The 21,123-nt window shown below is 52.1% G+C and carries 20 protein-coding genes and 1 riboswitch; of the genes, 13 read left to right on the plus strand and 7 right to left on the minus strand.

Going from position 1 to position 21,123, the window contains the following annotated elements; genetic code table 11:
* Positions 1-26 precede the first annotated feature (26 nt).
* Entirely contained in the window at positions 27-2,813 is a 2,787-nt protein-coding gene (locus tag C2M36_RS03675) for a S9 family peptidase (RefSeq protein ID WP_105253742.1), read from the minus strand.
* Between the two features lie 163 nt (positions 2,814-2,976).
* Between C2M36_RS03675 and C2M36_RS03680 the strand changes: the two genes are divergently transcribed.
* The 7 genes from C2M36_RS03680 (at position 2,977) to C2M36_RS03710 (ending at position 9,942) form a co-directional block, all read left to right on the plus strand.
* Entirely contained in the window at positions 2,977-3,420 is a 444-nt protein-coding gene (locus C2M36_RS03680) for a YaiI/YqxD family protein (RefSeq protein WP_105253863.1), read from the plus strand.
* 23 nt (positions 3,421-3,443) lie between these two features.
* Positions 3,444-3,561: riboswitch (TPP riboswitch) on the plus strand.
* 129 nt (positions 3,562-3,690) lie between these two features.
* Entirely contained in the window at positions 3,691-5,640 is a 1,950-nt protein-coding gene (gene thiC / locus C2M36_RS03685; RefSeq protein WP_199883010.1) for a phosphomethylpyrimidine synthase ThiC, read from the plus strand.
* Positions 5,640-6,644, plus strand: a complete 1,005-nt coding sequence (locus C2M36_RS03690) for an FAD-dependent oxidoreductase (protein WP_105253744.1) — start codon at positions 5,640-5,642, stop codon at positions 6,642-6,644. The genes thiC and C2M36_RS03690 overlap by 1 nt, the downstream gene beginning before the upstream one ends.
* Positions 6,645-6,655: 11 nt before the next feature.
* The gene (thiS, locus tag C2M36_RS03695; protein WP_105253745.1) at positions 6,656-6,853 is read left to right on the plus strand and encodes a sulfur carrier protein ThiS; all 198 of its coding nucleotides are present in this window, start codon (positions 6,656-6,658) and stop codon (positions 6,851-6,853) included.
* A complete protein-coding gene (locus tag C2M36_RS03700) occupies positions 6,854-7,645 on the plus strand; it encodes a thiazole synthase (protein ID WP_105253746.1) in 792 nt (263 codons plus the stop codon).
* A gap of 7 nt (positions 7,646-7,652) precedes the next feature.
* A complete protein-coding gene (gene thiE / locus C2M36_RS03705) occupies positions 7,653-9,197 on the plus strand; it encodes a thiamine phosphate synthase (RefSeq protein ID WP_105253747.1) in 1,545 nt (514 codons plus the stop codon).
* On the plus strand, positions 9,187-9,942 hold the full coding sequence (locus tag C2M36_RS03710) for a HesA/MoeB/ThiF family protein (protein WP_267894652.1): 756 nt from the start codon (positions 9,187-9,189) through the stop codon (positions 9,940-9,942). The genes thiE and C2M36_RS03710 overlap by 11 nt, the downstream gene beginning before the upstream one ends.
* A 69-nt stretch (positions 9,943-10,011) precedes the next feature.
* Here C2M36_RS03710 and C2M36_RS03715 read toward each other — a convergent pair whose 3' ends face one another.
* Positions 10,012-10,935 carry a manganese-dependent inorganic pyrophosphatase gene (locus C2M36_RS03715; protein WP_105253748.1) on the minus strand — a complete coding sequence of 308 codons (924 nt, stop codon included), beginning with the start codon at positions 10,933-10,935 and terminating at the stop codon, positions 10,012-10,014.
* Positions 10,936-11,063: 128 nt separating this feature from the next.
* Here C2M36_RS03715 and C2M36_RS03720 point away from each other — a divergent pair, with 128 nt between their 5' ends.
* Together C2M36_RS03720 and mutM are read left to right on the plus strand one after the other, a co-directional pair.
* Positions 11,064-11,552, plus strand: a complete 489-nt coding sequence (locus C2M36_RS03720; RefSeq protein ID WP_105253749.1) for a hypothetical protein — start codon at positions 11,064-11,066, stop codon at positions 11,550-11,552.
* Between the two features lie 6 nt (positions 11,553-11,558).
* Positions 11,559-12,368, plus strand: coding sequence for a bifunctional DNA-formamidopyrimidine glycosylase/DNA-(apurinic or apyrimidinic site) lyase (gene mutM, locus C2M36_RS03725; protein ID WP_105253750.1), 810 nt, complete (start codon positions 11,559-11,561; stop codon positions 12,366-12,368).
* 73 nt (positions 12,369-12,441) lie between these two features.
* On the opposite strand, the gene C2M36_RS03730 is transcribed toward mutM, so the two are convergent.
* The 4 genes from C2M36_RS03730 to C2M36_RS03745 form a co-directional block, all read right to left on the minus strand.
* Positions 12,442-12,933, minus strand: a complete 492-nt coding sequence (locus C2M36_RS03730) for a DUF3299 domain-containing protein (protein WP_105253751.1) — start codon at positions 12,931-12,933, stop codon at positions 12,442-12,444.
* A gap of 7 nt (positions 12,934-12,940) precedes the next feature.
* Positions 12,941-14,209 (minus strand): ABC transporter permease, encoded by a 1,269-nt coding sequence (locus C2M36_RS03735; protein WP_105253752.1) that lies wholly within the window; start codon positions 14,207-14,209, stop codon positions 12,941-12,943.
* Positions 14,196-14,894 (minus strand): ABC transporter ATP-binding protein, encoded by a 699-nt coding sequence (locus C2M36_RS03740; RefSeq protein WP_105253753.1) that lies wholly within the window; start codon positions 14,892-14,894, stop codon positions 14,196-14,198. The genes C2M36_RS03735 and C2M36_RS03740 overlap by 14 nt, the downstream gene beginning before the upstream one ends.
* Before the next feature lie 82 nt (positions 14,895-14,976).
* Positions 14,977-16,053, minus strand: coding sequence for a CDP-glycerol glycerophosphotransferase family protein (locus C2M36_RS03745; RefSeq protein ID WP_234399080.1), 1,077 nt, complete (start codon positions 16,051-16,053; stop codon positions 14,977-14,979).
* Between the two features lie 400 nt (positions 16,054-16,453).
* On the opposite strand from C2M36_RS03745, the gene C2M36_RS03750 reads away from it, so the two are divergent.
* The 4 genes from C2M36_RS03750 (at position 16,454) to C2M36_RS03765 (ending at position 20,102) form a co-directional block, all read left to right on the plus strand.
* Positions 16,454-17,554, plus strand: coding sequence for a phosphoribosylaminoimidazolesuccinocarboxamide synthase (locus tag C2M36_RS03750; RefSeq protein WP_105253754.1), 1,101 nt, complete (start codon positions 16,454-16,456; stop codon positions 17,552-17,554).
* Positions 17,555-17,755: 201 nt separating this feature from the next.
* Positions 17,756-18,835 carry a CDP-glycerol glycerophosphotransferase family protein gene (locus tag C2M36_RS03755; protein WP_105253866.1) on the plus strand — a complete coding sequence of 360 codons (1,080 nt, stop codon included), beginning with the start codon at positions 17,756-17,758 and terminating at the stop codon, positions 18,833-18,835.
* A complete protein-coding gene (locus tag C2M36_RS03760) occupies positions 18,825-19,229 on the plus strand; it encodes an adenylyltransferase/cytidyltransferase family protein (protein ID WP_105253755.1) in 405 nt (134 codons plus the stop codon). The genes C2M36_RS03755 and C2M36_RS03760 overlap by 11 nt, the downstream gene beginning before the upstream one ends.
* Positions 19,230-19,274: 45 nt before the next feature.
* Positions 19,275-20,102 (plus strand): sulfurtransferase, encoded by an 828-nt coding sequence (locus C2M36_RS03765; RefSeq protein WP_105253756.1) that lies wholly within the window; start codon positions 19,275-19,277, stop codon positions 20,100-20,102.
* A gap of 34 nt (positions 20,103-20,136) precedes the next feature.
* Here C2M36_RS03765 and C2M36_RS03770 read toward each other — a convergent pair whose 3' ends face one another.
* Positions 20,137-21,105 (minus strand): class 1 fructose-bisphosphatase, encoded by a 969-nt coding sequence (locus C2M36_RS03770; protein WP_105253757.1) that lies wholly within the window; start codon positions 21,103-21,105, stop codon positions 20,137-20,139.
* Positions 21,106-21,123 lie beyond the last annotated feature (18 nt).

Consider the following 21,123-nt stretch of genomic DNA (forward strand, 5'->3'; position numbering starts at 1 on the left):
AAACCTGAGGTTTGCCTTTTTCCTTGTTATTCCTCGTAAAAAGGAATCCCTTCTTGCATCCACTGCGGCGCGGCTTTGCCTTTAAGGTGATGGTCAAAGTACTGCATCATGCGAATCGAGAAGTCGACCTGATTCGGGAATTGCTTCAGGTGATGAGGTTCGCCCTCGTATTCTAGGAAAATGACATCCTTACCGGCACGGCGCAGCGCCAGGTAGTATTGAATGCCTTCTTGCCAAGGCACGGCACCGTCTTCATTGCCAAACATCACCATAATAGGGGTGTTCACCTTGTCGGCGAAAAACACCGGTGAGTTTTCAATGTAGAGCTCGGGGGCCTCGTACAAGGGCTTACCTATACGGCTTTGACCCGTTTCGTACTGGAACTGGCGAGCCAGACCCGATTTCAACCGTATGCCGCTGTAGGCCGAGGTCATGTTCGATACCGGGGCGCCAGACACCACGGCCTTAAACATATCCGTTTGCGTGACCATAAAGGCGCTTTGATAACCTGCCCATGAGTGGCCCTGCAAGCCGATGGCATCCGGGTCGGCAACGCCCATATCAATAAGCTTTTGCGCCGCGTTGATCATGGTCTTGGTTGACGACGGTCCTGGATGGCCTACTTCAAAGCGAATATCCGGCAAGAAGATGGCATAGCCGTTCGAGGTAAACATGGGGAAGTTGGGTCTGTGATTCAGCTCCATCTTCGGGAAGTCGTAGCGACGCTGGCTCATATAGCGATAGAAGTAGATCACTACCGGTACTTTTTCGCCCTCGACATAGTCGGCTGGCTTGATCAGTACACCCTGAAGGTCTTCACCATCATAGCCCTTGTAACTGACCAGCTCGGGTTTTTGACCCCATTTAAACTGATCTATTTGCGGGTTTAGGTCAGTGACCTGTTTGGCATTGGCCAGGTCTTTATCGGCCTGCCAGTAATCCGGGAATTGCGAGTAGCTTTGCTGGGTAAACAAATACTTCTCCGCATGTTTGGCTTTTTTCACCAGATCAAAACGGGCTTCGCCGTCGAGCAAGGTTACTAAAGACTTATCCGTCAGGTTGAGCTGAGCCACTCCCGCTTGCTTGTCTTTTAAATCAAACACGCGCAGCAACAGGGTTTCATCTGGATTAAACCCGAGCTTGTCTCTGTCGAGGTTAATCACGCGATATTGTTTGTTGTTGGCCTTGCCCTGGGTCAGTGCCTGGGCTTCCCCGCTGCGGGTATCAAACGCCCAAATATCATGCTTGGAGTTAATTAACACCTTGGAGCCGTCTCGGTACCAGCCGGCGACACCATAATCGCTGACAGGAGACGGGTAGTCGTGTTGATCATCGGCAAAGATGGCATTAATGGCCTTGCTTAGGGGGCGAACCTTGTTGCTGCCCAGGTCTTTTAATTGCCAAACGCCCTTGTCAAAGAAGACCGCATGTTTGCCAGTGGGTGACAGGCTGGGGCGGTGAGGGTGCTCGGCCACGATCAGTTGCTTGTTACCCGTTAGTACATCGACCGCATAGTAGTCGCTATAGAAGCCCTTGTAGGTGATTTGTGCCAGGTAATCCTGATTGTTGTAACCAAGCAGGTGATCGGCCTTTTTATTCAGGTTGAGCTCGGGAACCTGGACATCGGCGAGTTGCACCACCTTATTGCCATCAAGGTGATACACGGCCTGATAATGACGGTGCTTATTCTCTTCACCCCATTGTTGCTCTTCACGAGGCTTGATTTCATCGTCTTGATGGTGCCATAGATTAAGCTTGGCCTGCGCCATTATGGTGTCGTAATCACGCAGTGACTCGGCGTCCTGGTATTTTAGCTCTTTGGGTTTGGCGGCAAGGGTAGGACGGGCGGTGAAATACAAGCGCTCGCCATCTTCAGACCAGCTTAGCTTGCCTTTTTTACCCGCCTGCCATTGGCTATCCAGGTCCTGTAATTTGTTTTGCTCAACATGCCAAAGCATGGTGCGATAGTCGCGGCGGCGCTGGTCATCATTCACATAGTTGCCGACATTAAAGGCCACCAGGTTTTGCATTGGATGCCAGTCGATAGCGCTGAGGGTTACACCCGGCTCGTCGATAAGTACATGGCTCTGGCCGCTGTTTAAGTCCAGGTAACTGATCTCGTTTTCGCTGCCGTCTTTACTTTGCGTATTGAACAGCAAGCCTGCACCTGTGTGGCTAAAGGCGAATTTGAGCACAGCGTCCTGGCTGCTGCTGGCACCCGAGTTCAAGTCCACCACAACCAGCTCTAAGACCTTGTCTTTTTTATCGGCCTTAATGGCGTCTTCGGTTTTGCCTGAGCTTTCTGCACCGTTTGCTGGTGCATCAGTTTCTTCGCTTTTATCGTTCGCTTTGTTTTCTTCTTGCTCATGGCGATAGGCAAGCCAGCGACCATCATCGGAGATTTGATAGTCTTTAACGGCGGCAAACTCTTGTTGCTCACCGCTTTGGGTATTGACCAGTACGAGTGTGTTTTTTAGTTTTTTCTTGGCTTTTTTATCTGTGGTTTCTTTCTCTAACAGGGAAGGAACTTGCAAAAACGCGGCCCACTGGCTGTTTTTATTGATGCTGGCCTGGGTGCCGCGCTCAACGCTGGCAAGCAAGGTGTTGCTCTCAAGGTCATACACCAGACCCTGGGCGTCGCCGCGATAGGGCGTAGCGCTAAAGGCCAATACCTTGCCTTGCTCACCCAGCACGGTGGATTTGGGGTATTTAAAATCAAAGACATCGCTAAATTCGAGTGCCTCTTGGGCATAAACTTGGGTGCCAAGCGTCGCGAACAGCGCAGCGCTGAGTACTGTCAGTGCAGGTTTCATAACAATTCATTCCTGTATCGTTTTTTGCCCATTGTAAGCGCTTAAATGTGCAGCGCGACTAAATTCGATAAGCCGTCCGTTATTGCCGTTGAATCGCACCTTGGCGGTTTTTCTTCGACCTAACCCCGCGTATACTGATGTTTTCCTTTAGCAGATCATGATTATGAGTATTTGGGTTGATGCCGATGCCTGCCCGGTGGCCATTCGCGAGATAATTTGCCGCGCCGCGGTGCGCACCAAAACCAAGGTGGTGTTTGTTGCCAATCAGTATATTCGCCTGCCGGCCTCGGAATATTTACGCATGCAGCAGGTGATGCCGGGCTTTGATGTGGCCGACAACGAAATTGTGAAGCAGGTGCAAAGCGGTGAGCTGGTGATCACCAGTGATATTCCCCTCGCTTCGGAGGTGATCGATAAGGGCGCACTGGCACTGAATACCCGCGGCGAGCTCTATACCAAGGAAAATATCAAGTCACGCCTGAATATGCGCGACTTTATGGATACCCTGCGCAGCAGCGGTATTCAAACCGGTGGGCAGGCGCCGCTGAGCGCCCAGGATAAACAACAATTTGCCAATCATCTCGACCGCTGGCTTGCGCAGCAGTGAGTTTCTAGGCTAGACTGCGCCACGAACACTTGTCGGAGTGCCCTAACTTACCATTAGGTATCAAGGGGCTGAGATCGCAATTGCGGGATCCGTTAACCTGATCAGGCTCATACCTGCGTAGGGAACAAGCTTGCCTCGGCACGCTTGTGCTAACTTGGCACAAGTTCGGCCCAGCCTAAGCGGCGCGTACGCGCACGGACCAAAGGCACAGACCAGCAAGGTCTTTGCACCTCCAGACAAGACACACTCAACCAATTAATGAGAAGCGTCATGTCAGAATCGAACAAACCTAGCCGTCGTCACAATCGCGAAGCGGCGTCGCACTATATTCATAACCTTACCGGTCAACCCTTTCCAAATTCGCAAAAAGTCTATGTTGAAGGTACCTTGCCCGGCGTGCGCGTGGGCATGCGGGAAATAGCTCTGAGCGACAGCTTTGTCGGTGGCACCGAAGACAACCCCATCTATGAAAAAAATGCCCCTATCCGCGTCTACGACACCTCGGGCCCTTACACGGATCCCGACTTTGAGCTCAATGTACGCAAGGGTCTACCTAAGTTTCGTCAGGCCTGGATAGAAGGGCGTGACGACACCGAGTTGCTAGAGAGCAAAAGTTCACAGTTTGCCCAGCAACGTATGGCCGATGAAGGCCTGGATCATATTCGCTTTGAGCACTTGCCCCAGATCCGCCGTGCCAAAGCCGGTCAAAATGTGACGCAAATGCATTATGCGCGTCAGGGCATAATTACCCCGGAGATGGAATACATTGCCATTCGCGAAAACATGGGCCGTGCCGAGGTACGTGAGCAGTTACTTAAGGAACAGCACCCGGGCCAGTCTTTTGGTGCCAGCATTCCCGAGTTTATTACGCCTGAATTTGTGCGCGACGAGGTTGCACGTGGCCGCGCGGTGATCCCTAACAATATAAACCACCCGGAATCCGAGCCGATGATCATTGGCCGTAACTTCCTGGTCAAGGTCAACGCCAATATCGGTAACTCCTCGGTGACTTCATCCATCGAGGAAGAGGTAGAAAAAACCGTATGGTCGACGCGCTGGGGTGCCGATACCATCATGGATCTATCCACCGGTCGTTATATTCACGAAACCCGTGAGTGGGTGATTCGTAATTCACCGGTACCGGTAGGCACAGTACCCATTTATCAGGCGCTGGAAAAGGTCAACGGGGTGGCCGAGGACCTGACCTGGGAAATCTTCCGCGATACCCTAATTGAGCAGGCGGAGCAGGGGGTGGATTACTTTACCATCCACGCCGGTGTATTACTGCGTTATGTGCCTATGACCGCTAAGCGGGTAACCGGCATCGTCTCGCGCGGTGGCTCTATTATGGCCAAATGGTGTCTGGCGCATCATAAGGAAAACTTCCTCTACACCCACTTTGAAGAGATCTGTGAAATCCTCAAGCAGTACGATATCTGCTTCTCCTTGGGCGATGGTCTGCGTCCAGGCTCGATTGCCGATGCCAATGACGAAGCTCAATTTAGCGAGTTGCGCACCCTGGGCGAGCTGACAAAAATTGCCTGGCAGCACGATGTGCAGGTGTTTATCGAAGGCCCGGGTCATGTACCCATGCATATGATCAAGGCCAATATGGACGAGCAGCTGGAACATTGTGGTGAGGCGCCGTTTTACACTTTGGGGCCGCTGACCACGGATATCGCCCCGGGTTATGATCATTTCACTTCGGGTATCGGTGCGGCGCAAATCGCCTGGTACGGCTGTGCCATGCTCTGCTATGTGACGCCAAAAGAGCACCTGGGTCTGCCCAATAAGGAAGACGTAAAAGAAGGTTTGATCACCTACAAGATAGCCGCCCACGCGGCGGACTTGGCCAAGGGTCATCCTGGCGCCCAAGAGCGCGATAACGCTCTGTCTAAGGCGCGCTTTGAGTTCCGCTGGTTGGATCAATTCAACCTGGGTCTCGACCCGGATCGTGCCCGTGAGTATCACGATGAAACCCTGCCGCAGGAATCCGGCAAGGTGGCGCATTTTTGCTCCATGTGCGGACCTAAATTTTGCTCCATGAAGATCACCCAGGAAGTGCGTGACTATGCCAAGGACTTAGAAGCCAAGGGCATAGACCCGAATAATTTGGGCGAAGAGATCAGCATCCGCATGGTCGATGTGGAGTCTGAAATGAAGGCTAAGTCGGCGGAGTTTAAGGCCGCCGGCAGTGAGCTGTATCACAAGGCCTACTAATGGGTAAAAAAATAGCCATAGTGGGCTTCGGCTTGTGCGGCCGGGTGGCCGCACTCTTGCTGGCCAAGCATTACCGGCTCGAAGTCTTCGACAGCGGTGACGCCGAGGGCAGCGGCAGTGCCGGTTCAGTGGCCGCGGCCATGCTGGCGCCCTTAGCCGAGTCGGTACTGTGCGAGCAGGATTTGGCGGAGCAGGGGCTGGAGTCTCTGGCGCTATGGCCACAATTGCTGGCGTTGCTCGACACTCAGGTGCATTTTCAGCGCCAAGGCACCGTGGTTGTCGCCCATGCCCAGGATCAGGGTGCGATGGCGCATTTTCAAAAGCAGCTGAAGCCCTTGGCCGGTTATGAGCCGGAGCAGTTAACAGCGGCGCGCCTGCGCCAGTTGGAGCCGGAGCTGGCGGGGCGCTTTGGCGGCGGGCTTTACCTGCCCAGTGAGGGGCAGCTGGATAACCTCGGCTTTTTCCACCATAGCTATGCGCGTTTAAAAAATGCCGGGGTGCGTTTTCACTTTCACACCCAGGTGCAGCCGCTGGAGCTGGCCCAGCAGGACTATCTGGCGGTGCTTGATTGTCGCGGCATGGGCGCCAAGGGCGAGCTGCCCTTGCGTGGTGTTCGCGGCGAGGTGGCTCGGGTGGTGGCCCCCGAGGTTTTCCTGCAGCGCCCGGTGCGCCTGATGCATCCGCGTTACCCCATTTATATTGCTCCGAAACCGGGCAATCGTTATGTCATCGGCGCCACGGAAATTGAATCTCAGGATCAGCGCCCAGTCACGGTGCGCAGTGGTTTGGAGCTATTGAGTGCCGCATTTAGCGTACACAGTGGTTTTGCCGAGGCTCATATTGAGGCCTTGCAGGTGGGCTTGCGTCCGGCACTGATGGATAACCGCCCCAGCGTCAGTCGTCAGGGCAAGGTGCTCAGTATCAACGGCCTGTACCGTCACGGTTATATGCTGGCTCCCGCCGTGGTGCGCTCGGCCCTGGCCGAGTTTAATACCGCATTTTAAGGTAATGAATTATGCAGATTTTTATTAATGACAGCGCCTTTGAGGTGCCGGAAAAGGCCAGCGCAGAGCAGGCCCTGGCTAGCTTTGGGGCCAAGCCGCCCTTTGCCTTGGCCGTCAATGGCCAATTTGTGGCCCAGGGGCAATATCCGCATCTTGCGCTGCAAGACGGCGACAGGCTGGATATTCTGTCACCCATACAAGGGGGTTAGATGAGCGATAAACTGACTATTTACGGCCAGGAGTTTAGTAGCCGTTTACTCATAGGCTCGGCACTTTATCCGTCACCCAAGTGCATGCATGAGGCGATTCTTGCCAGTGAAAGCGAAATCGTCACCGTATCCCTTAGACGACAAAACTCTCAGGCCGCAGGCGATGATTTTTGGCAGCTCATTAAGGACACCGGCTTGACCGTGTTGCCCAACACCGCGGGCTGCCACAGCGTGCAAGAGGTCTTGACCCTGGCACAGATGTGCCGTGAGGTCTTCGCCACCGACTGGATTAAGCTTGAGCTTATTGGCGATGACTATAACCTGCAGCCGGACCCGGTGGCCTTGCTTGATGCCGCCGAGCAATTGCTGGCCAAGGGCTTTAAGGTCTTGCCCTATTGCACCGATGATCTGGTGATTTGCCAGCGCTTGGCCGCTCTGGGCTGTGAAGTGATCATGCCTTGGGCGGCGCCCATAGGCACGGGCAAGGGTATTCTTAACCCTTATGCGTTGCAAAGTATTCGCGAGCGTCTGCCCCATGTCACCTTGATTGTCGATGCTGGGCTGGGGGTGCCGTCGCATGCCTGTCAGGCCATGGAGCTGGGTGCCGATGCGGTGTTGTTAAACTCCGCCATCGCCGGCGCCAATGACCCAGTATTGATGGCGCGTGCCTTTGCCAATGCCACCTTGGCCGGTCGACAAAGCTATTTGGCCGGACCCATGGCGGTAAAATCTACCGCCGTGCCTTCAACACCGACCCTGGGTATGCCAGTATGGCACCAGTTTAACGAGTGAGAGCAGTATGAGCGAAATAGTTTGGACAATTGCCGGTTCGGATAGCGGAGGCGGTGCCGGTATTCAAGCCGATTTACAGGCCATGCGCAGCTTTGGCGTACATGGCTGTAGCGTTGTCACGGCGCTGACGGCGCAAAACAGCGTTGCCGTTGAGGCACTGAACCCGGTGGATTTGGCGGTTATCGAGTCACAATTACAGGCCCTGGCCCATGACCTGCGCCCTCGGGCGATAAAAATAGGCATGCTTGCCAATGTCCAGCAAATTCAGTTGGTTGCCGAGCACTTACAGTATTACCGCGACAACTGGGAGACGCCGCCCCAGGTTGTCTACGACCCGGTGGCTATTGCCAGCAGCGGCGATAGCCTGATTGAGGAAGACGCGCAAAGCGAGATTGCCGACGCCATAAAAACGCATCTGTTACCGCTGGTGGATGTGATCACCCCCAATGTGCACGAAACGCAAATGCTTACCGGGGTGTACCTGATAGGGCCGGATGCCCTGCGTGATGCCGCCAAACGCCTGCAAGAGTGGGGCGCCAAGAGCGTTATTATCAAGGGTGGCCACTGGGATTATCCGCAAGGTTACTGCGTTGATTTTTGCCGCCACGGCGAGCAGGAGTACTGGCTGGGAAATGAGAGCGTTGTCACGCCCCATACCCACGGCACCGGCTGTACTTTGTCCTCGGTGCTGGCATCCTGTCTGGCCAAGGGGTATCCCCTTAAAGATGCCTTTATCCTTGGTAAGGCCTATATCAATGCAGGGTTAAAAGCTGCTGGGCGTTATGGCGAGGGCGTAGGCCCGGTTGCTCATACCCAGTTCCCGGTGAATTTGGCCGACTTTCCCCAGGTGATCGAGCCGGGTAGTTGGCTGGGCGATGCCCTAGATTTTGATTGTGTCAGCGATTTTAATTATGCCGCCGGCTTCGCTCCTTGCCCCGAACGTCTTGGTCTGTATGCCGTGGTGGATTCCCTGGATTGGTTGGAACTGTGTTTGCAAAACGGCATTAAAACAGTGCAGTTACGGATTAAGGATGCCGAGGCCAGCAATCTGGAGCAGGATATTCTCCGCGCCATTGAGTTAGGCAAAGTTTATCGGGCACAGGTCTTTATTAATGACCACTGGCAGTTGGCGCTTAAACATGGCGCCTATGGCGTGCACCTGGGCCAGGAAGACTTACACACCGCAAACCTAAAGGCTATTCAAGAAGCCGGCATGCGGTTGGGCTTATCCACCCATGGCTTCTATGAAATGCTGCTGGCGCACAATTATCGTCCCAGCTATATGGCCTTTGGTGCCATCTACCCGACTACCACTAAGGATATGAGCGGGCAAATACAGGGCCTAGAGAAGCTGCGCCATTTTGTGCCCCTGATGCAGCCGCATTATCCCTGTGTGGCCATTGGCGGGATTGATTTGATGCGTATGACCGAGGTAGTGGAAACCGGCGTTGGCAGCGTTGCCGTGGTACGCGCCATTACCGAAGCGGCCGACCCGCTAGCGGCCATTGAAGAACTGCAGCAGGTTATGAGTGGAGCACCTGGTGAGTGTTGAAGAGCTAAGCGCTAAAGAGCAGATCCGCTACTCTCGCCAGCTGATGTTGGATGGTTTTGGCATCGACGCCCAACTGCGGCTAAAAAACGCCACCGTGCTGGTGGTTGGCTGTGGCGGTTTGGGCAGCCCGGCGCTTATGTATCTGGCCAGTAGCGGTATTGGTCGCCTACGGCTGATGGATGATGATCTGGTAGAGCTCAGCAACCTGCAGCGTCAGGTGCTGTTTAAGGTCAATCACCTGGGTCAGCCCAAGGCCAAAGCGGCGGCCAAGGTACTGGCGAGCCTAAACAATGAGATTGCAGTAGAAGCGATCGTGACACGCGCCGATGCCAACAATCTGGATGAGCTGGTAAACGACTGTGATCTGGTGTTGGACTGCAGCGATAATTTTGCCACCCGCTACGCAGTTAATCGCAGCTGCTATGCTCAGAAGAAGCCATTGGTAAGTGCTGCGGCTTCTGGCTTTAATGCGCATCTGGCCTATTTTGACTTTCGCCGCGCGGCATCCCCTTGCTATGAATGTGTCTTTCCCGAGCGCGAAGATAACCCCAGTGATAATTGCGCGACTCAGGGGGTGATAGCGCCTTTACTTGGCATTATTGGGGCGCAGCAGGCCTTGCTGGCTATTCAGTGTCTTCTTGGGACTGGTGAGACGGGAGTAGTGCACAGTTATAATGCTCATACCCTAGGGCAAAAACAGTTTAAACTGCCTAAAGACCCAGACTGTGACTGCTGTGGAAAATAAAAAAGCCAAGCGATGCTTGGCTTTTTTTGCCGCCCAGAAAGGCGGTATTAGAGCAATCTAGGTCGGGCTTTAGCCCGCGAATGCGTCCTGCAGCGGCGGCACTACCTGTTTCTTGCGACTTAATACGCCATCTAACCATACTTTCGAGTCGCTGATCTCGGCGTCATAGGCTTTGGCTACTATGCCTTCATCGTCAGAGGCGATCAGCATTTGTGAGCCTTCCTTCATGATGTCGGTTAGCAGTAGCAATACGCTGTGGCGGTTGCCTTCTTCTTTAAGCTTTGCGATATCCGCTTCCAGATCGGCCTTGATATCGTCAAATACAGCAAGGTCAATCACTTCCAGCTGGCCGATGCCAACCAGGTTGCCATTCATGTTGAAGTCTTTGAAGTCACGCATAACCAGATCGCGCGCCGGAGTGCCTTCAACGGCAGATTTTACCTTGAACATTTCCATGCCCAGCTCTTTCGGGTCGTCGATGCCAGCGATTTCCGCCAGGGCTTCAACGCATTTGATATCGGCCGTGGTACAGGTTGGCGACTTGAAAATGACGGTGTCGCTCAGGATGGCGCACATCATCAGGCCGGCGATGCCTTTAGGGATTTCGACGTTGTAGAAGTCATACATCATTTTGATTATGGTGTTTGAACAACCAACCGGGCGGATCCAGCACTCAAGCGGGGTCGAAGTGGTCAGATCGCCAAGTTTATGGTGGTCTACCACGCCCACTACACGGGCCTGATCGATATCATCGGGAGCCTGAGTTTTCTCGGTGTGATCGACGATATACACATCTTCACCGGCATAGCTCATTTTTAGCTCTGGGGCTTCAAAGCCGAAACGGTCAAGGATAAATTGTGTTTCCGGTGATACCTCGCCTAAACGGGTCGGGATCGCCTCTTCACCGATTTGGTTTTTAAGGTACGCCAGTGCAATCGCACCGCAGATAGAATCAGAATCAGGGATCTTGTGTCCCACTACATACATGGCCATTGTGACTCTCCAAAATACTTTGCCCCTATTGTAACAATAATTAACCGCCCTGGGGTAGCGGCAAATGGGCTGATTGAGGGCGACTTTTTGGTTACACTGAGGGTCAGGATTTTAACTAGGGGCCCGCAATGGCGGTTATTAAGTTATCGCGTAAGGCATGGAACAACCTGCTGATTTTTTCCATGTTGATAATGATCTTTGTATTCAATGGTTTGCACCATAAACTTGGTGGTAATAGCGAGCCCGAGGGGCCACAGCCGTTATTGCCCGAGCCAAGTTATATTCTTGCTTTGGAATATCCAGGTGTGCGTATTGAACGCATCGGCAGCGGCTGGCGCTTGCAGGGGATGCCCGAGGCAGGTTCTGAGCAGGTGGATGTGGCGGAGCTGGCGACGCGCGTCCAGGCCTGGCAGAGCATGCAAGCCGAAATAGGAGCGCAAATTAACGCCGAGCCGTTATTAGTGGCAACCCTGAGTCTTGCCGGAGAGACTCAGCCCTGGGTTTTTGTGCTCTATAAGGATGCCCAGCAGTACCAGCTTTTTGATAAACATCAACAGCGTTGGCTTAGGCTTACACAGGCACAAGCGCAACAGCTATTTTTACAATTAGAAGGGTAATTTAGTATGCCTGAACTTCCAGAGGTCGAGGTTAGCCGTTTAGGCATAGCGCCTCATGTAGAAGGGCGCATCATCACCAAAGTGAGTATTCACCAGGGGCAGTTGCGTTGGCCGGTCAGTGAGCAAGTTTATGAACTGGCAGGAAAAATCATTGAATCCGTGAGCAGACGAGCAAAGTACCTGCTAATGCACACCGACGAAGGGGCGGTGATCCTGCATTTAGGCATGTCCGGTCATTTGCGCGTGGTGCCCATTAATGAGCCGCTGAAAAAGCATGACCATGTGGTGTTTGAGTTCGATAACGGTCTGAGTTTAAGGTTAAACGATGCTCGCCGTTTTGGCGCCTGTCTGTGGCAGGAGCTCGACAGCCTGCATTCGGTGTTTAGCAAGCTAGGCCCAGAGCCTCTGACCGATGATTTCGATGCCAACTGGTTGTTTGCCAAATCGCGCAATAAGAAACAGCCTATTAAGCAGTTTTTAATGGATAACCAGGTGGTGGTCGGGGTGGGTAATATCTACGCCAATGAGTCTTTGTTTAAGGCCGGAATTAACCCCAAGCGCGAAGCCGGGAAGGTAAGCCTGGCGCGGTATCAAAAATTGACGCCCATCATCAAGGAAACCCTGGCCGCGGCCATTGAGCAAGGTGGCACGACCCTCAAGGATTTTGCCCAAAGCGATGGCAAACCGGGTTATTTTGCTCAGCAATTACTGGTATATGGGCGTAAGGGTCAGCCTTGTGTCGAGTGTCAAAGTGAGTTGATGGAAATTCGTCTGGGTGGGCGCAGCACAGTGTATTGCAAGCGCTGCCAGCGCTAAATGTAGCATTCAGGTTGATGCAAAACTAAGCCCGCGGTTGCGGGCTTAGTAACGTTAGCATAGCACTTAGCCTTTACAGCTCAAAGGGTGCCACACCAATACCTTTAATTTTATAGCCGGTTTTGGCGATATCACCGCTCCAGCTTTCGGCACTCATGACTCCGGTCACGACGATGGCATCATACAGGCTCTCGATAGGCACGCCGTCGGCCATGGTGACGTGCACAATTTGATTCGGTGGCGGTGGCGGCACATGAATACAGGCACCGAAATAAGGCACCAGCAGAAACTCGGTGATCACCTCGCTGTCGCCTTCAAGGGGAACCACAAAGCCCGGCAAGCTTACTGTTTTACCATTGTATTTTTGCACCACGGGTGCGTCTAAATTTGGTTGCACCCAGTTTTGATCGGCGCCTTCGTGACTGGCGGCGGAATTACGGGTATCGACGGTCACATGCCCCTCGGGCAGTAAATCTTCCCAGAAAATTTCCACGGGTTCATTGGCGAAAGAAGCCACACTCACACAGGTGAATAGTACGGCTAGAAAACGATTAAATAGACTCATAATAATCCTAGGTCTTAACACTCATCCCATCGTGCAGGGAGTAAAAATAGGCACGGACGGCGGGGATTAAGCCGACGATCCAGGCTGCCGCCATAATAACGGCGATCAGCATAAGTTCATAGCGTGAGATGCCTTGAAGACCGATATTGATACCGGCCTGAGCCTGTAATTGCGGCTGTGCCAGCGCCAGTAAAAGATAACACAGGGCGACCCCAAAGGTGGTGCCGAGCAGGCTGATCAACAAGGATTCCATACTCATTAAGGAGAATATATGCCAGGGTTTTGCCCCCACCGAGCGCAAAATGGCCAACTCACGGCGTCGCTGCGACAGATTGGCCAGTAAGGTGGTGAGCATGCCCAGCAGGCTGACGACTAGCACCACTACGGAAAACAACAGCAGCAGCTTTTCGACCATGGCCAACATACCCCATAATTCCCGCAAGGTGACCCCAGGCATAATGGCCATCAGCGGCTCGGCCTGATAATTATTAATGTTTCGGCGGACCTGCAGGGTATAGAGGGGGCTGTCAAAACCCAGTAAAAAGGCGCTGATCTGTTTGGGCTCACCTATGAGGTCGTCAGCTTCCTGATGGTGCTGCTCGTGATCTGAGTGTTCATGGTGTTCTACTTGCACCGCCTCGGCACCGTGCAATTGTGCGATGGCAATCAAAGGCACATGCAGGGTTTTATCTACTGGGGTGCCGGTGGCGGCGAGAATGCCCACCACAACCAGTGGTTTGTCATCATGGTGATGAAAACTGGTTTTGCCCATGCCATGGGCGACGACAATTTTATCACCCAAGCCATAGCCCAAGCGTTTTGCCACTTCGGCGCCCAACACCACTTCATTGGCTTGGGCAAAGGGGCCGCCGGCACTAAAGCTGAGATGCTGTTTTTTGCCGAATTGAAAGTAGTGAAAATAATCACCGCTGGTGCCAAGGACTGCATAGCCCTTGTGGGTATCGCCCAAAGACAGTGGTAGCGCCCATTTAATGCCTTTTTTGCTGCTGATATCCTGATAGCTTTGCCAGCTCACGCCATTATTCATATGACCGATGCGAAATACCGAGGCCAGCAGCAATTGAATATCGCCGGTACGGGCGCCAACGATCAAGTCCGTGCCCGACACCGTGGCGGCAAAGCTTTCCTTGGCCTGCATGCGCACCCGCTCTATGGTGAGCAGCAGCATCACGCTAATGGCTATGGTTAGCAGGCTTAACAACACGCTGGCGCGGCGATTGAGCAGGCTTTTGCTGGCTAATTTAAGCAAGATCATCGGCCCCTCCCTGTAATTCATCCAGATGCACCACCTTGGAAAACAGCGGCGCCAGGCTTTGTTCGTGGCTGACAAACACCACGGTGGCGCCGGTCTTATCCGTTTGCGCAAATAACAATTCGATAAAGGCCTGTCGATTGGCTTCATCCAGCGCCGAGGTCGGTTCATCGGCAATGATGATTTCCGGGTCGCCAATTACAGCGCGGGCGGCCGCGACCCTTTGTTGCTGACCTATGCTCAGGGTATTGACCGGCTGTTGATGAAACTGCGGCGCTAACCCCAGCTGGGTAAGCAAGGTATGGGCGACCTCATTGAGCGACGTCTGGTGGGCCAGAGCCCGCTGGCGGCGCAGTTTGGAAAAGGCGCAGGCCAAGGTCACGTTTTCAATGGGGCTTAAATAGGGCAGTAAATTAAAGCTTTGGAAGATATAGCCCAGGTGGTCGGCGCGAAATTGATCGCGCTGGGCCGCACTTAAGGTCTCGATGGCGGTGCCGTTGAGGCTGATGCTGCCGCGCTGTGGTGTTTGAATCCCGGCCAGCAAGGACAACAGGGTTGATTTACCACTGCCGCTGGGGCCGTGTAAAAAAAGATGCTCGCCCTTGGCGATATGCAGGGCATCTATGCTCAAGGTGGGTTGGCCGGTATGGCCCTGCCAGGAAAACCACAACTTATCTATGTCTATCATTGGCGCCGTTATTTCTTTTTGGTCACTGCACTTAGCTTATCATGAGCGTTTGGGCGAAACAGTGGATTGCGATTAAGCGCCGTTACCAGCGCCAATAGGAGAGCTTTTTACGCATTTTAAACTGGCGCAGCAGGTTAAGTGGTTTGCGCTTGAGCTCCTTGCCACCGGAGTCGATAAGGTCGTTGGCAGCATCTAGCACTCGGGCACTGGATTGCCCATCCTGATAGGGGTGCAGTTGTTGGCAAAAGGCCTCGATATTGGCCATCAACTCTGGTGGATGGCTAAGCGCTTCGGCAATGGCATGGCCTACCTGCTCCGCCTCGGTGACATTAAGCAAATGCGCCGCCGGGGTCTGGTTATTAAAGGTGACGACCGGGCGACGCAATAATAAAAACATCAGCAGAATAGAAGAGGTATCGCAGAGCATCGCATCCGCCGCCTGCAGCAGCGGGATAACATTGTCGGTTTCAACAAAGGTCAGGTCGCTGTTTTGTAGCGCCTTGTATTGGTCGACTATGTCTTTAGCCATCTTAGGGTGGAACTGCACCAAGATGCGGTATTGACCGCTGTCGCGCAGTGTCCGCACTGTATCGAGTAATTTCGGTGCTAATGATAAGCGCCAGGAAAAGGTGGAACAAATCAGTATGGTTTTTCTGTGGTCGCTGGCATCGATATAGGGATTATCCGGATTGGCTTCAAACAGGGTGTCCATCGCCGGCCAACCGGTTTCTCTGACGCGAAAATACTTATGCTGAGCGGCCAGTTGCTCGAAGGTTTGCGTGGTGTTGGGGCCCTGGGTGCAATACAAGTCAAAGCAACCACGAATGGCAAAATGACCGGGCTGGCCGCGACGTACGCGTTTACCGGCATTAAAACCATGGAATACGGCGACTTTTTTACCGGGAATAAAGTTGGGAATAACATTACCCGGCACAAAGCTGGCATGGGGCTGCCATTTGCGCACGTCCTCTATGCTGTGTAAACGTTGTTCATCCTGTTGCAGGTAGTCGGGGTTAACTTCTTCGCCTTCGAGGAACCACCTTACTTCACCGCCATTATTAAGGATCTCTTGCTGCAATGGGCGCAAAATCGCATAGGAGTAATTTTGCGCAATATACATTAAATAACGTTTACCCTGAGTGCTGCGTGCTAAATCCACTTTGAGACCCTTAAGTGAAGAAGATGTTCTTTAGTTTACAGCAAGATGAAGAATGATTGACAGGGGTAAGCAAGGAGTTTTGGGAGGGATTGAAAAAGATAGGACAAAAGTCCGCTTAGCGCGGCGTTTTTCTTTATCTTCGAGCCCAGCTAGCTTATTATAGCGCGCCTAATACCAATTCTGTTAAGTATGTGATCAGATATAGCGCTGGATAAATGAGATGCTAACAAGGCGGAGTTTTTCTTATGTAGTATTCTACATAGAAAAACTCCAACACAGTGAGCATGATATTTAGCCCGCTAGAATGATTAGCTATTTAAGAGAATTGGTATAAAGTCTTGGTTGCCATGAGCGCTGCCAAGGCCAAGCATTAGCCTCTCAAGCCCTTGTTGGAGTAGCCATGAGCAATTATAAAGTCTTAGACATTAATGACGATTTACCTATTCGTACCAAAGGACCCGTGCACAGCGGCAAGGTTCGTTCGGTATATTGGTTAACCGAGCAAGACAGTGCACGCTTAATTGCCGAGAAGGGTTATGCCGTGCCTGAAGGCACCGAGCTGGCGATCATGGTGATCTCGGATCGTATTTCTGCATTTGACTGCATTTGGCAAGGCGAGCAAGGCCTAAATGGCGTGCCCGGCAAAGGCATCGCACTTAACGCGGTGGCCGCACACTGGTTTAAGCAATTTGATGCAGCCGGCTTGGCGGGCAATCATATTGTTGATATTCCACACCCTTATGTATGGATTGTGCGTAAGGCGAAAACCGTTAAGGTCGAAGCCATAGCGCGTCAATATATTACCGGCAGCATGTGGCGCGACTATGCCAAGGGCATTCGCAACTTCTGTGGTATCGACTTACCGGAAGGCCTGCAAGCGAACCAAAAATTGGATGAAGTGCTGATCACGCCGTCAACCAAGGGCATTATTGAAGGCCTTGACGATGTGCCGGCGGTGGACGATGTGAACATCACCCGCAAGAACATCACGGATAACCTTGAGGCCTTTAACTTCAGCTGCGAAGCCGATGTTGCCAAGTATGAGCACCTGCTGACTCAGGGCTTTGAGTTAATCAGTGCCGAGCTGGCAAAATTGGACCAGATCTTTGTTGATACCAAGTTTGAGTTTGGTTATGTGGAAGATATGGACGGCAATGAGCAGCTTATCTACATCGATGAAGTGGGCACACCCGATTCTTCACGTATCTGGGATGGTCCGGCTTACCGCGATGGTAAAATCATTGAAAACTCGAAAGAAGGTTTCCGTCAGCTGTTGATCAACAACGTGCCGGACAGCGATGTGCTTTTGAATAAAGACCGCATGGATGAGCGTGAAGCCTTGGCCAAAGAGTATAAATTACCGGTAGAGGTGATGATGCAGGTATCGCAAACCTATGTAGGTATCGCCAGTAAGATAGTTGGTACGGAAATTCAAATACCAAGCGATCCGCGCAGTGAAATTATTGCCATTCTTACTGACGAATATCAGTTAATCGACTGATTCCCCCTCTTTTTAGAAAATACCGCTCACCCTGGTGCAGCGGTATTTTTGTATTCCCTCTGCTTAGCGACAGATAGGTCGACACCCCAATACGCAAAACGCTCATAGCACTTATTTCCTGTATTTCAACGCTTGGCTAGAATTTTTGTTGTAATTTCTAGTATGATGCGTGACCAATGTTAACACCGCGTGATGTATTTGATGAAAGTCTTCTTTGATGTTTTACACCTTTACTATCTGCCGCAATATTTACCCGTGTATAAACACTTGGTAGATCAAGGGACTGCGGTGTGCTTTGTGTTCTACGCAAATCAGGATAAGGCCTTGGTGGAGGCATCTCAAAAGGCGATTGACGAAGAAGAGTTACCGGTGCACTGGCTCGACAGTGATAAAGACGCCCTCGACTTTTATCGCCAATGTGATGGCGATTGGATCATCTTCGGTAAAGCCTTTGCACAAATGCAACTGCTTAACCAAAGCAAAAAAACCGCGTTAATGCAGCATGGCATCGGCCCTAAGGCCTGTTATTACGATGCCTCAAATAATGCTGCTAGCGTGCGCTTCGTTGAAGGTGAGCACCGTTTGCAGCGCCTTGAAAGCCTGTACCCGGATGATCGCTTCGTTGATACCGGATACGCTAAGCTCGACCCGCTATTGCACAGCGGGGCTTTGGCATCGCAACCCAGTCTGGAAGGCTTGGGTTTGGACTCCACTAAGCCAACCTTGCTTTATGCGCCCACATTTTATCCTAGCTCCATAGAAATGATGGATAAAAACTGGGTGGATGAATACGCCCACTGCAACATCATTATCAAGCCGCATTTCTTTTCACTAACGAAAAAGAAATACAAAAAGCAGCAACAACTGCTTTCTCGTTGGGCACAGCGGGAAAATGTTTATGTGGCGGGCGTCACCGATTATAACTTGGTGCCCTTTATGGCCTTGGCCGATGTGCTGATATCGGATGCATCGTCGGCGATTTTTGAGTTTTTTGCCCTTAAAAAGCCGGTTATCTGGTGCAACTTTTATAAATTACGGTGGTCGTATCGAGGTCCCTTTGCCTATCGATTTAAGGCTCGGTTAGACTCGGATATCGACTATTTCAATGCCTTAACTTTCAAAGTCGATAAAGTGAAACAATTGCCAGGAGCGATTGAGCAAGCTTTATCGCAACCGCAGGCAAAACATAATCAAGACAACATAAAAACAATAACAAAGCTCGCAGGGAAGCTGGATGGGCTAAGTTCTCAGCGAATAGTAAGCTTCTTATATGACAATTAAAGTAATTACGTTTGGAACATTTGATGTGTTTCATGTCGGCCATGTAAACCTGTTACAAAGGGCCGCAAAACTGGGTGATGAGTTGATCGTCGGAGTTTCCTCCGATGCGCTTAATATACAGAAAAAAGGGCGTGCCCCCGTGTATTCGCAACAAGACCGTTTGCGTATCATTGCCGCTATGTCGGATGTTAACCGGGTGTTTGTGGAAGACTGCCTAACGCTTAAGCGCCGATATATCAAAGAGCATGGCGCCGATATCCTGGTTATGGGTGATGATTGGCGCGGTAAGTTCGATGAATTTAGCGACATTTGTGAGGTGATTTACTTGCCACGCACTCCGAGTATTTCTACCACAGAAATCATTGAAGTGGTGCGACAACCGCAGTTCTGCTAACGTCCATGTTATTGTTGCAATAATTACCCAATGACAAGGTGACGTATGAGCCAGCAAATCACCGCGGCACAGCTTAATGCGCAGTTACACAACCCCAGATTAAAGATTTTCGATGCCGGCATGGTACTGCCGGGTAAGTCAGGTGAATATGCGCCGGCTGCGGTCATTAAAGGCGCGTTGCGTTTTGATATTAAAACCGCCCTTGCCGATGGCGCCAGCCCCTGGCCGCATACCTTGTGCAGTGCCGAACAATTCGAGCGTCAGATGCAAGCCGCCGGGGTAAATCAGGACTCGGAAGTCGTGGTCTATGACGATCAGGGCTTGTTTAGCGCCGCCCGTGCCTGGTGGATGTTCAAGGCCTTTGGTTTTGACAACGTCAAAGTGTTGCGCGGTGGTTTACCGGCCTGGCGTATGGCCGAGCTGCCGGTGCAACAAGGCTGGCACAGCGCCGAAGCGCCGGGGAATTTTACCGCCTCGCCACAGCACGATTGCTTTATCACCACCGAGCAGGTATTGGCGGCGATTGATGATGCCTCCACCTTATTACTCGATGCCCGCCCGGCACAGCGTTTTAGTGGCGAGATGGCCGAACCCAGAGAAGGCATGCGCGCCGGGCACATTCCCAATGCCAAGAGTTTGCCTTATGCGGACTTGATTATAGATGGTGAGCTACTTCCGCGGGAGCAGTTACAGCTGGCCTTGGCGCACGTGCTTGAACAAAATACTCAGGCGATGCAGTTTAGCTGTGGCTCGGGCATTACCGCCTGTATTTTAGCGCTGGCAGCCTATGAATGTGGCTACAGGGATTTGCAGGTTTATGATGGTTCATGGAGCGAGTGGGGCGCCCGCCATGAATTACCGCTAGAGAAATAAGCAAATAAAAAGGGCAGTAATAACTGCCCTTTTTTTATTTGTGGTAGCTTAAGCAGGCTTCCACTTCTTCTTTTGAGCCCAAGATCACCGCCACACGCTGGTGAATTTGCTCTGGCTCGATATCCATGATGCGCTCATAGCCGGTTGAGGCCAGGCCACCGGCTTGCTCGATAAGCATGGCCATAGGGTTGGCTTCATAAAGCAGGCGTAATTTATACGGCTTCTCTGGGTTTTTAGTGTCTTCCGGGTAGGTAAATAAACCACCACGGCTAAGCACACGGTGTACATCGCCGACCATAGCGGCAATCCAACGCATGTTGAAGTTGCGACCACGCGGCCCGGTTTCACCGGCCAAGAGATCGGCAATATAGTTTTGCATCGCCGGCTGCCAGTGGCGCTGGTTTGACGTGTTAATGGCGAACTCTTTGGTGTGCTCAGGCACCTTGGCAAAGTCTTGCGTCAGCAAGAAGGTGCCTTGGGTTTTGTCCAGGGTATAAATACGTGTACCTTGGCCCGTGGTCAGCGCCAACATGGTCGATGGACCGTATAGCACATAACCTGCTGCCACTTGCTGGTCACCCTTTTGCAGGAAGATATTGGGATCCGCCGGATCCGCATCTTTGGGCGCGCGCATCACAGAGAAAATGGTGCCAACCAGTGAATTGATATCAATGTTTGATGAGCCATCGAGCGGATCAAATGCGACTATGTATTCCGCGTCCGGATTACCCGCAACCGTGCCTGGCTCTTCTTCCGAGGCAATGGCCTTCACATAACCAGACTCTAAAAGGATGTCTTTCAACAGCTGGTTGGAAAGTACGTCCAGTTTCTTTTGCGTTTCGCCCTGGATGTTCTCATCCAAGGTTGAACCAAGTACACCAGAAAGAGCACCTTGGCCAACACGGAAAGAGATTTCTTTACAGGCCGCTAAAATAGTACGGATAAGTGAAAGTAGGTCATGTGGGCAACCATCTTCAAGCAAGACTGGGGGGAGTCGTCGCATCTTAATTGTTCCTAAGTT

Origin of the sequence: Pseudoalteromonas sp. T1lg75, from assembly GCF_002964705.1 — a bacterium.
Lineage (GTDB): Bacteria > Pseudomonadota > Gammaproteobacteria > Enterobacterales > Alteromonadaceae > Pseudoalteromonas.

What these genes read in the sequence shown, in the direction of transcription:
- C2M36_RS03700 (WP_105253746.1), top strand. Translation starts at nt 6,854, where the DNA reads ATGAGCGATAAACTGACTATTTACGGCCAGGAGTTTAGTAGCCGTTTA.
- C2M36_RS03715 (WP_105253748.1), bottom strand. Translation starts at nt 10,935, where the DNA reads ATGGCCATGTATGTAGTGGGACACAAGATCCCTGATTCTGATTCTATC.
- C2M36_RS03770 (WP_105253757.1), bottom strand. Translation starts at nt 21,105, where the DNA reads ATGCGACGACTCCCCCCAGTCTTGCTTGAAGATGGTTGCCCACATGAC.
- C2M36_RS03675 (WP_105253742.1), bottom strand. Translation starts at nt 2,813, where the DNA reads ATGAAACCTGCACTGACAGTACTCAGCGCTGCGCTGTTCGCGACGCTT.
- C2M36_RS03765 (WP_105253756.1), top strand. Translation starts at nt 19,275, where the DNA reads ATGAGCCAGCAAATCACCGCGGCACAGCTTAATGCGCAGTTACACAAC.
- C2M36_RS03760 (WP_105253755.1), top strand. Translation starts at nt 18,825, where the DNA reads ATGACAATTAAAGTAATTACGTTTGGAACATTTGATGTGTTTCATGTC.
- C2M36_RS03680 (WP_105253863.1), top strand. Translation starts at nt 2,977, where the DNA reads ATGAGTATTTGGGTTGATGCCGATGCCTGCCCGGTGGCCATTCGCGAG.
- C2M36_RS03750 (WP_105253754.1), top strand. Translation starts at nt 16,454, where the DNA reads ATGAGCAATTATAAAGTCTTAGACATTAATGACGATTTACCTATTCGT.
- C2M36_RS03690 (WP_105253744.1), top strand. Translation starts at nt 5,640, where the DNA reads ATGGGTAAAAAAATAGCCATAGTGGGCTTCGGCTTGTGCGGCCGGGTG.
- C2M36_RS03730 (WP_105253751.1), bottom strand. Translation starts at nt 12,933, where the DNA reads ATGAGTCTATTTAATCGTTTTCTAGCCGTACTATTCACCTGTGTGAGT.
- C2M36_RS03740 (WP_105253753.1), bottom strand. Translation starts at nt 14,894, where the DNA reads ATGATAGACATAGATAAGTTGTGGTTTTCCTGGCAGGGCCATACCGGC.
- thiC (WP_199883010.1), top strand. Translation starts at nt 3,691, where the DNA reads ATGTCAGAATCGAACAAACCTAGCCGTCGTCACAATCGCGAAGCGGCG.
- C2M36_RS03755 (WP_105253866.1), top strand. Translation starts at nt 17,756, where the DNA reads ATGAAAGTCTTCTTTGATGTTTTACACCTTTACTATCTGCCGCAATAT.
- C2M36_RS03720 (WP_105253749.1), top strand. Translation starts at nt 11,064, where the DNA reads ATGGCGGTTATTAAGTTATCGCGTAAGGCATGGAACAACCTGCTGATT.
- C2M36_RS03735 (WP_105253752.1), bottom strand. Translation starts at nt 14,209, where the DNA reads ATGATCTTGCTTAAATTAGCCAGCAAAAGCCTGCTCAATCGCCGCGCC.
- mutM (WP_105253750.1), top strand. Translation starts at nt 11,559, where the DNA reads ATGCCTGAACTTCCAGAGGTCGAGGTTAGCCGTTTAGGCATAGCGCCT.
- thiS (WP_105253745.1), top strand. Translation starts at nt 6,656, where the DNA reads ATGCAGATTTTTATTAATGACAGCGCCTTTGAGGTGCCGGAAAAGGCC.
- thiE (WP_105253747.1), top strand. Translation starts at nt 7,653, where the DNA reads ATGAGCGAAATAGTTTGGACAATTGCCGGTTCGGATAGCGGAGGCGGT.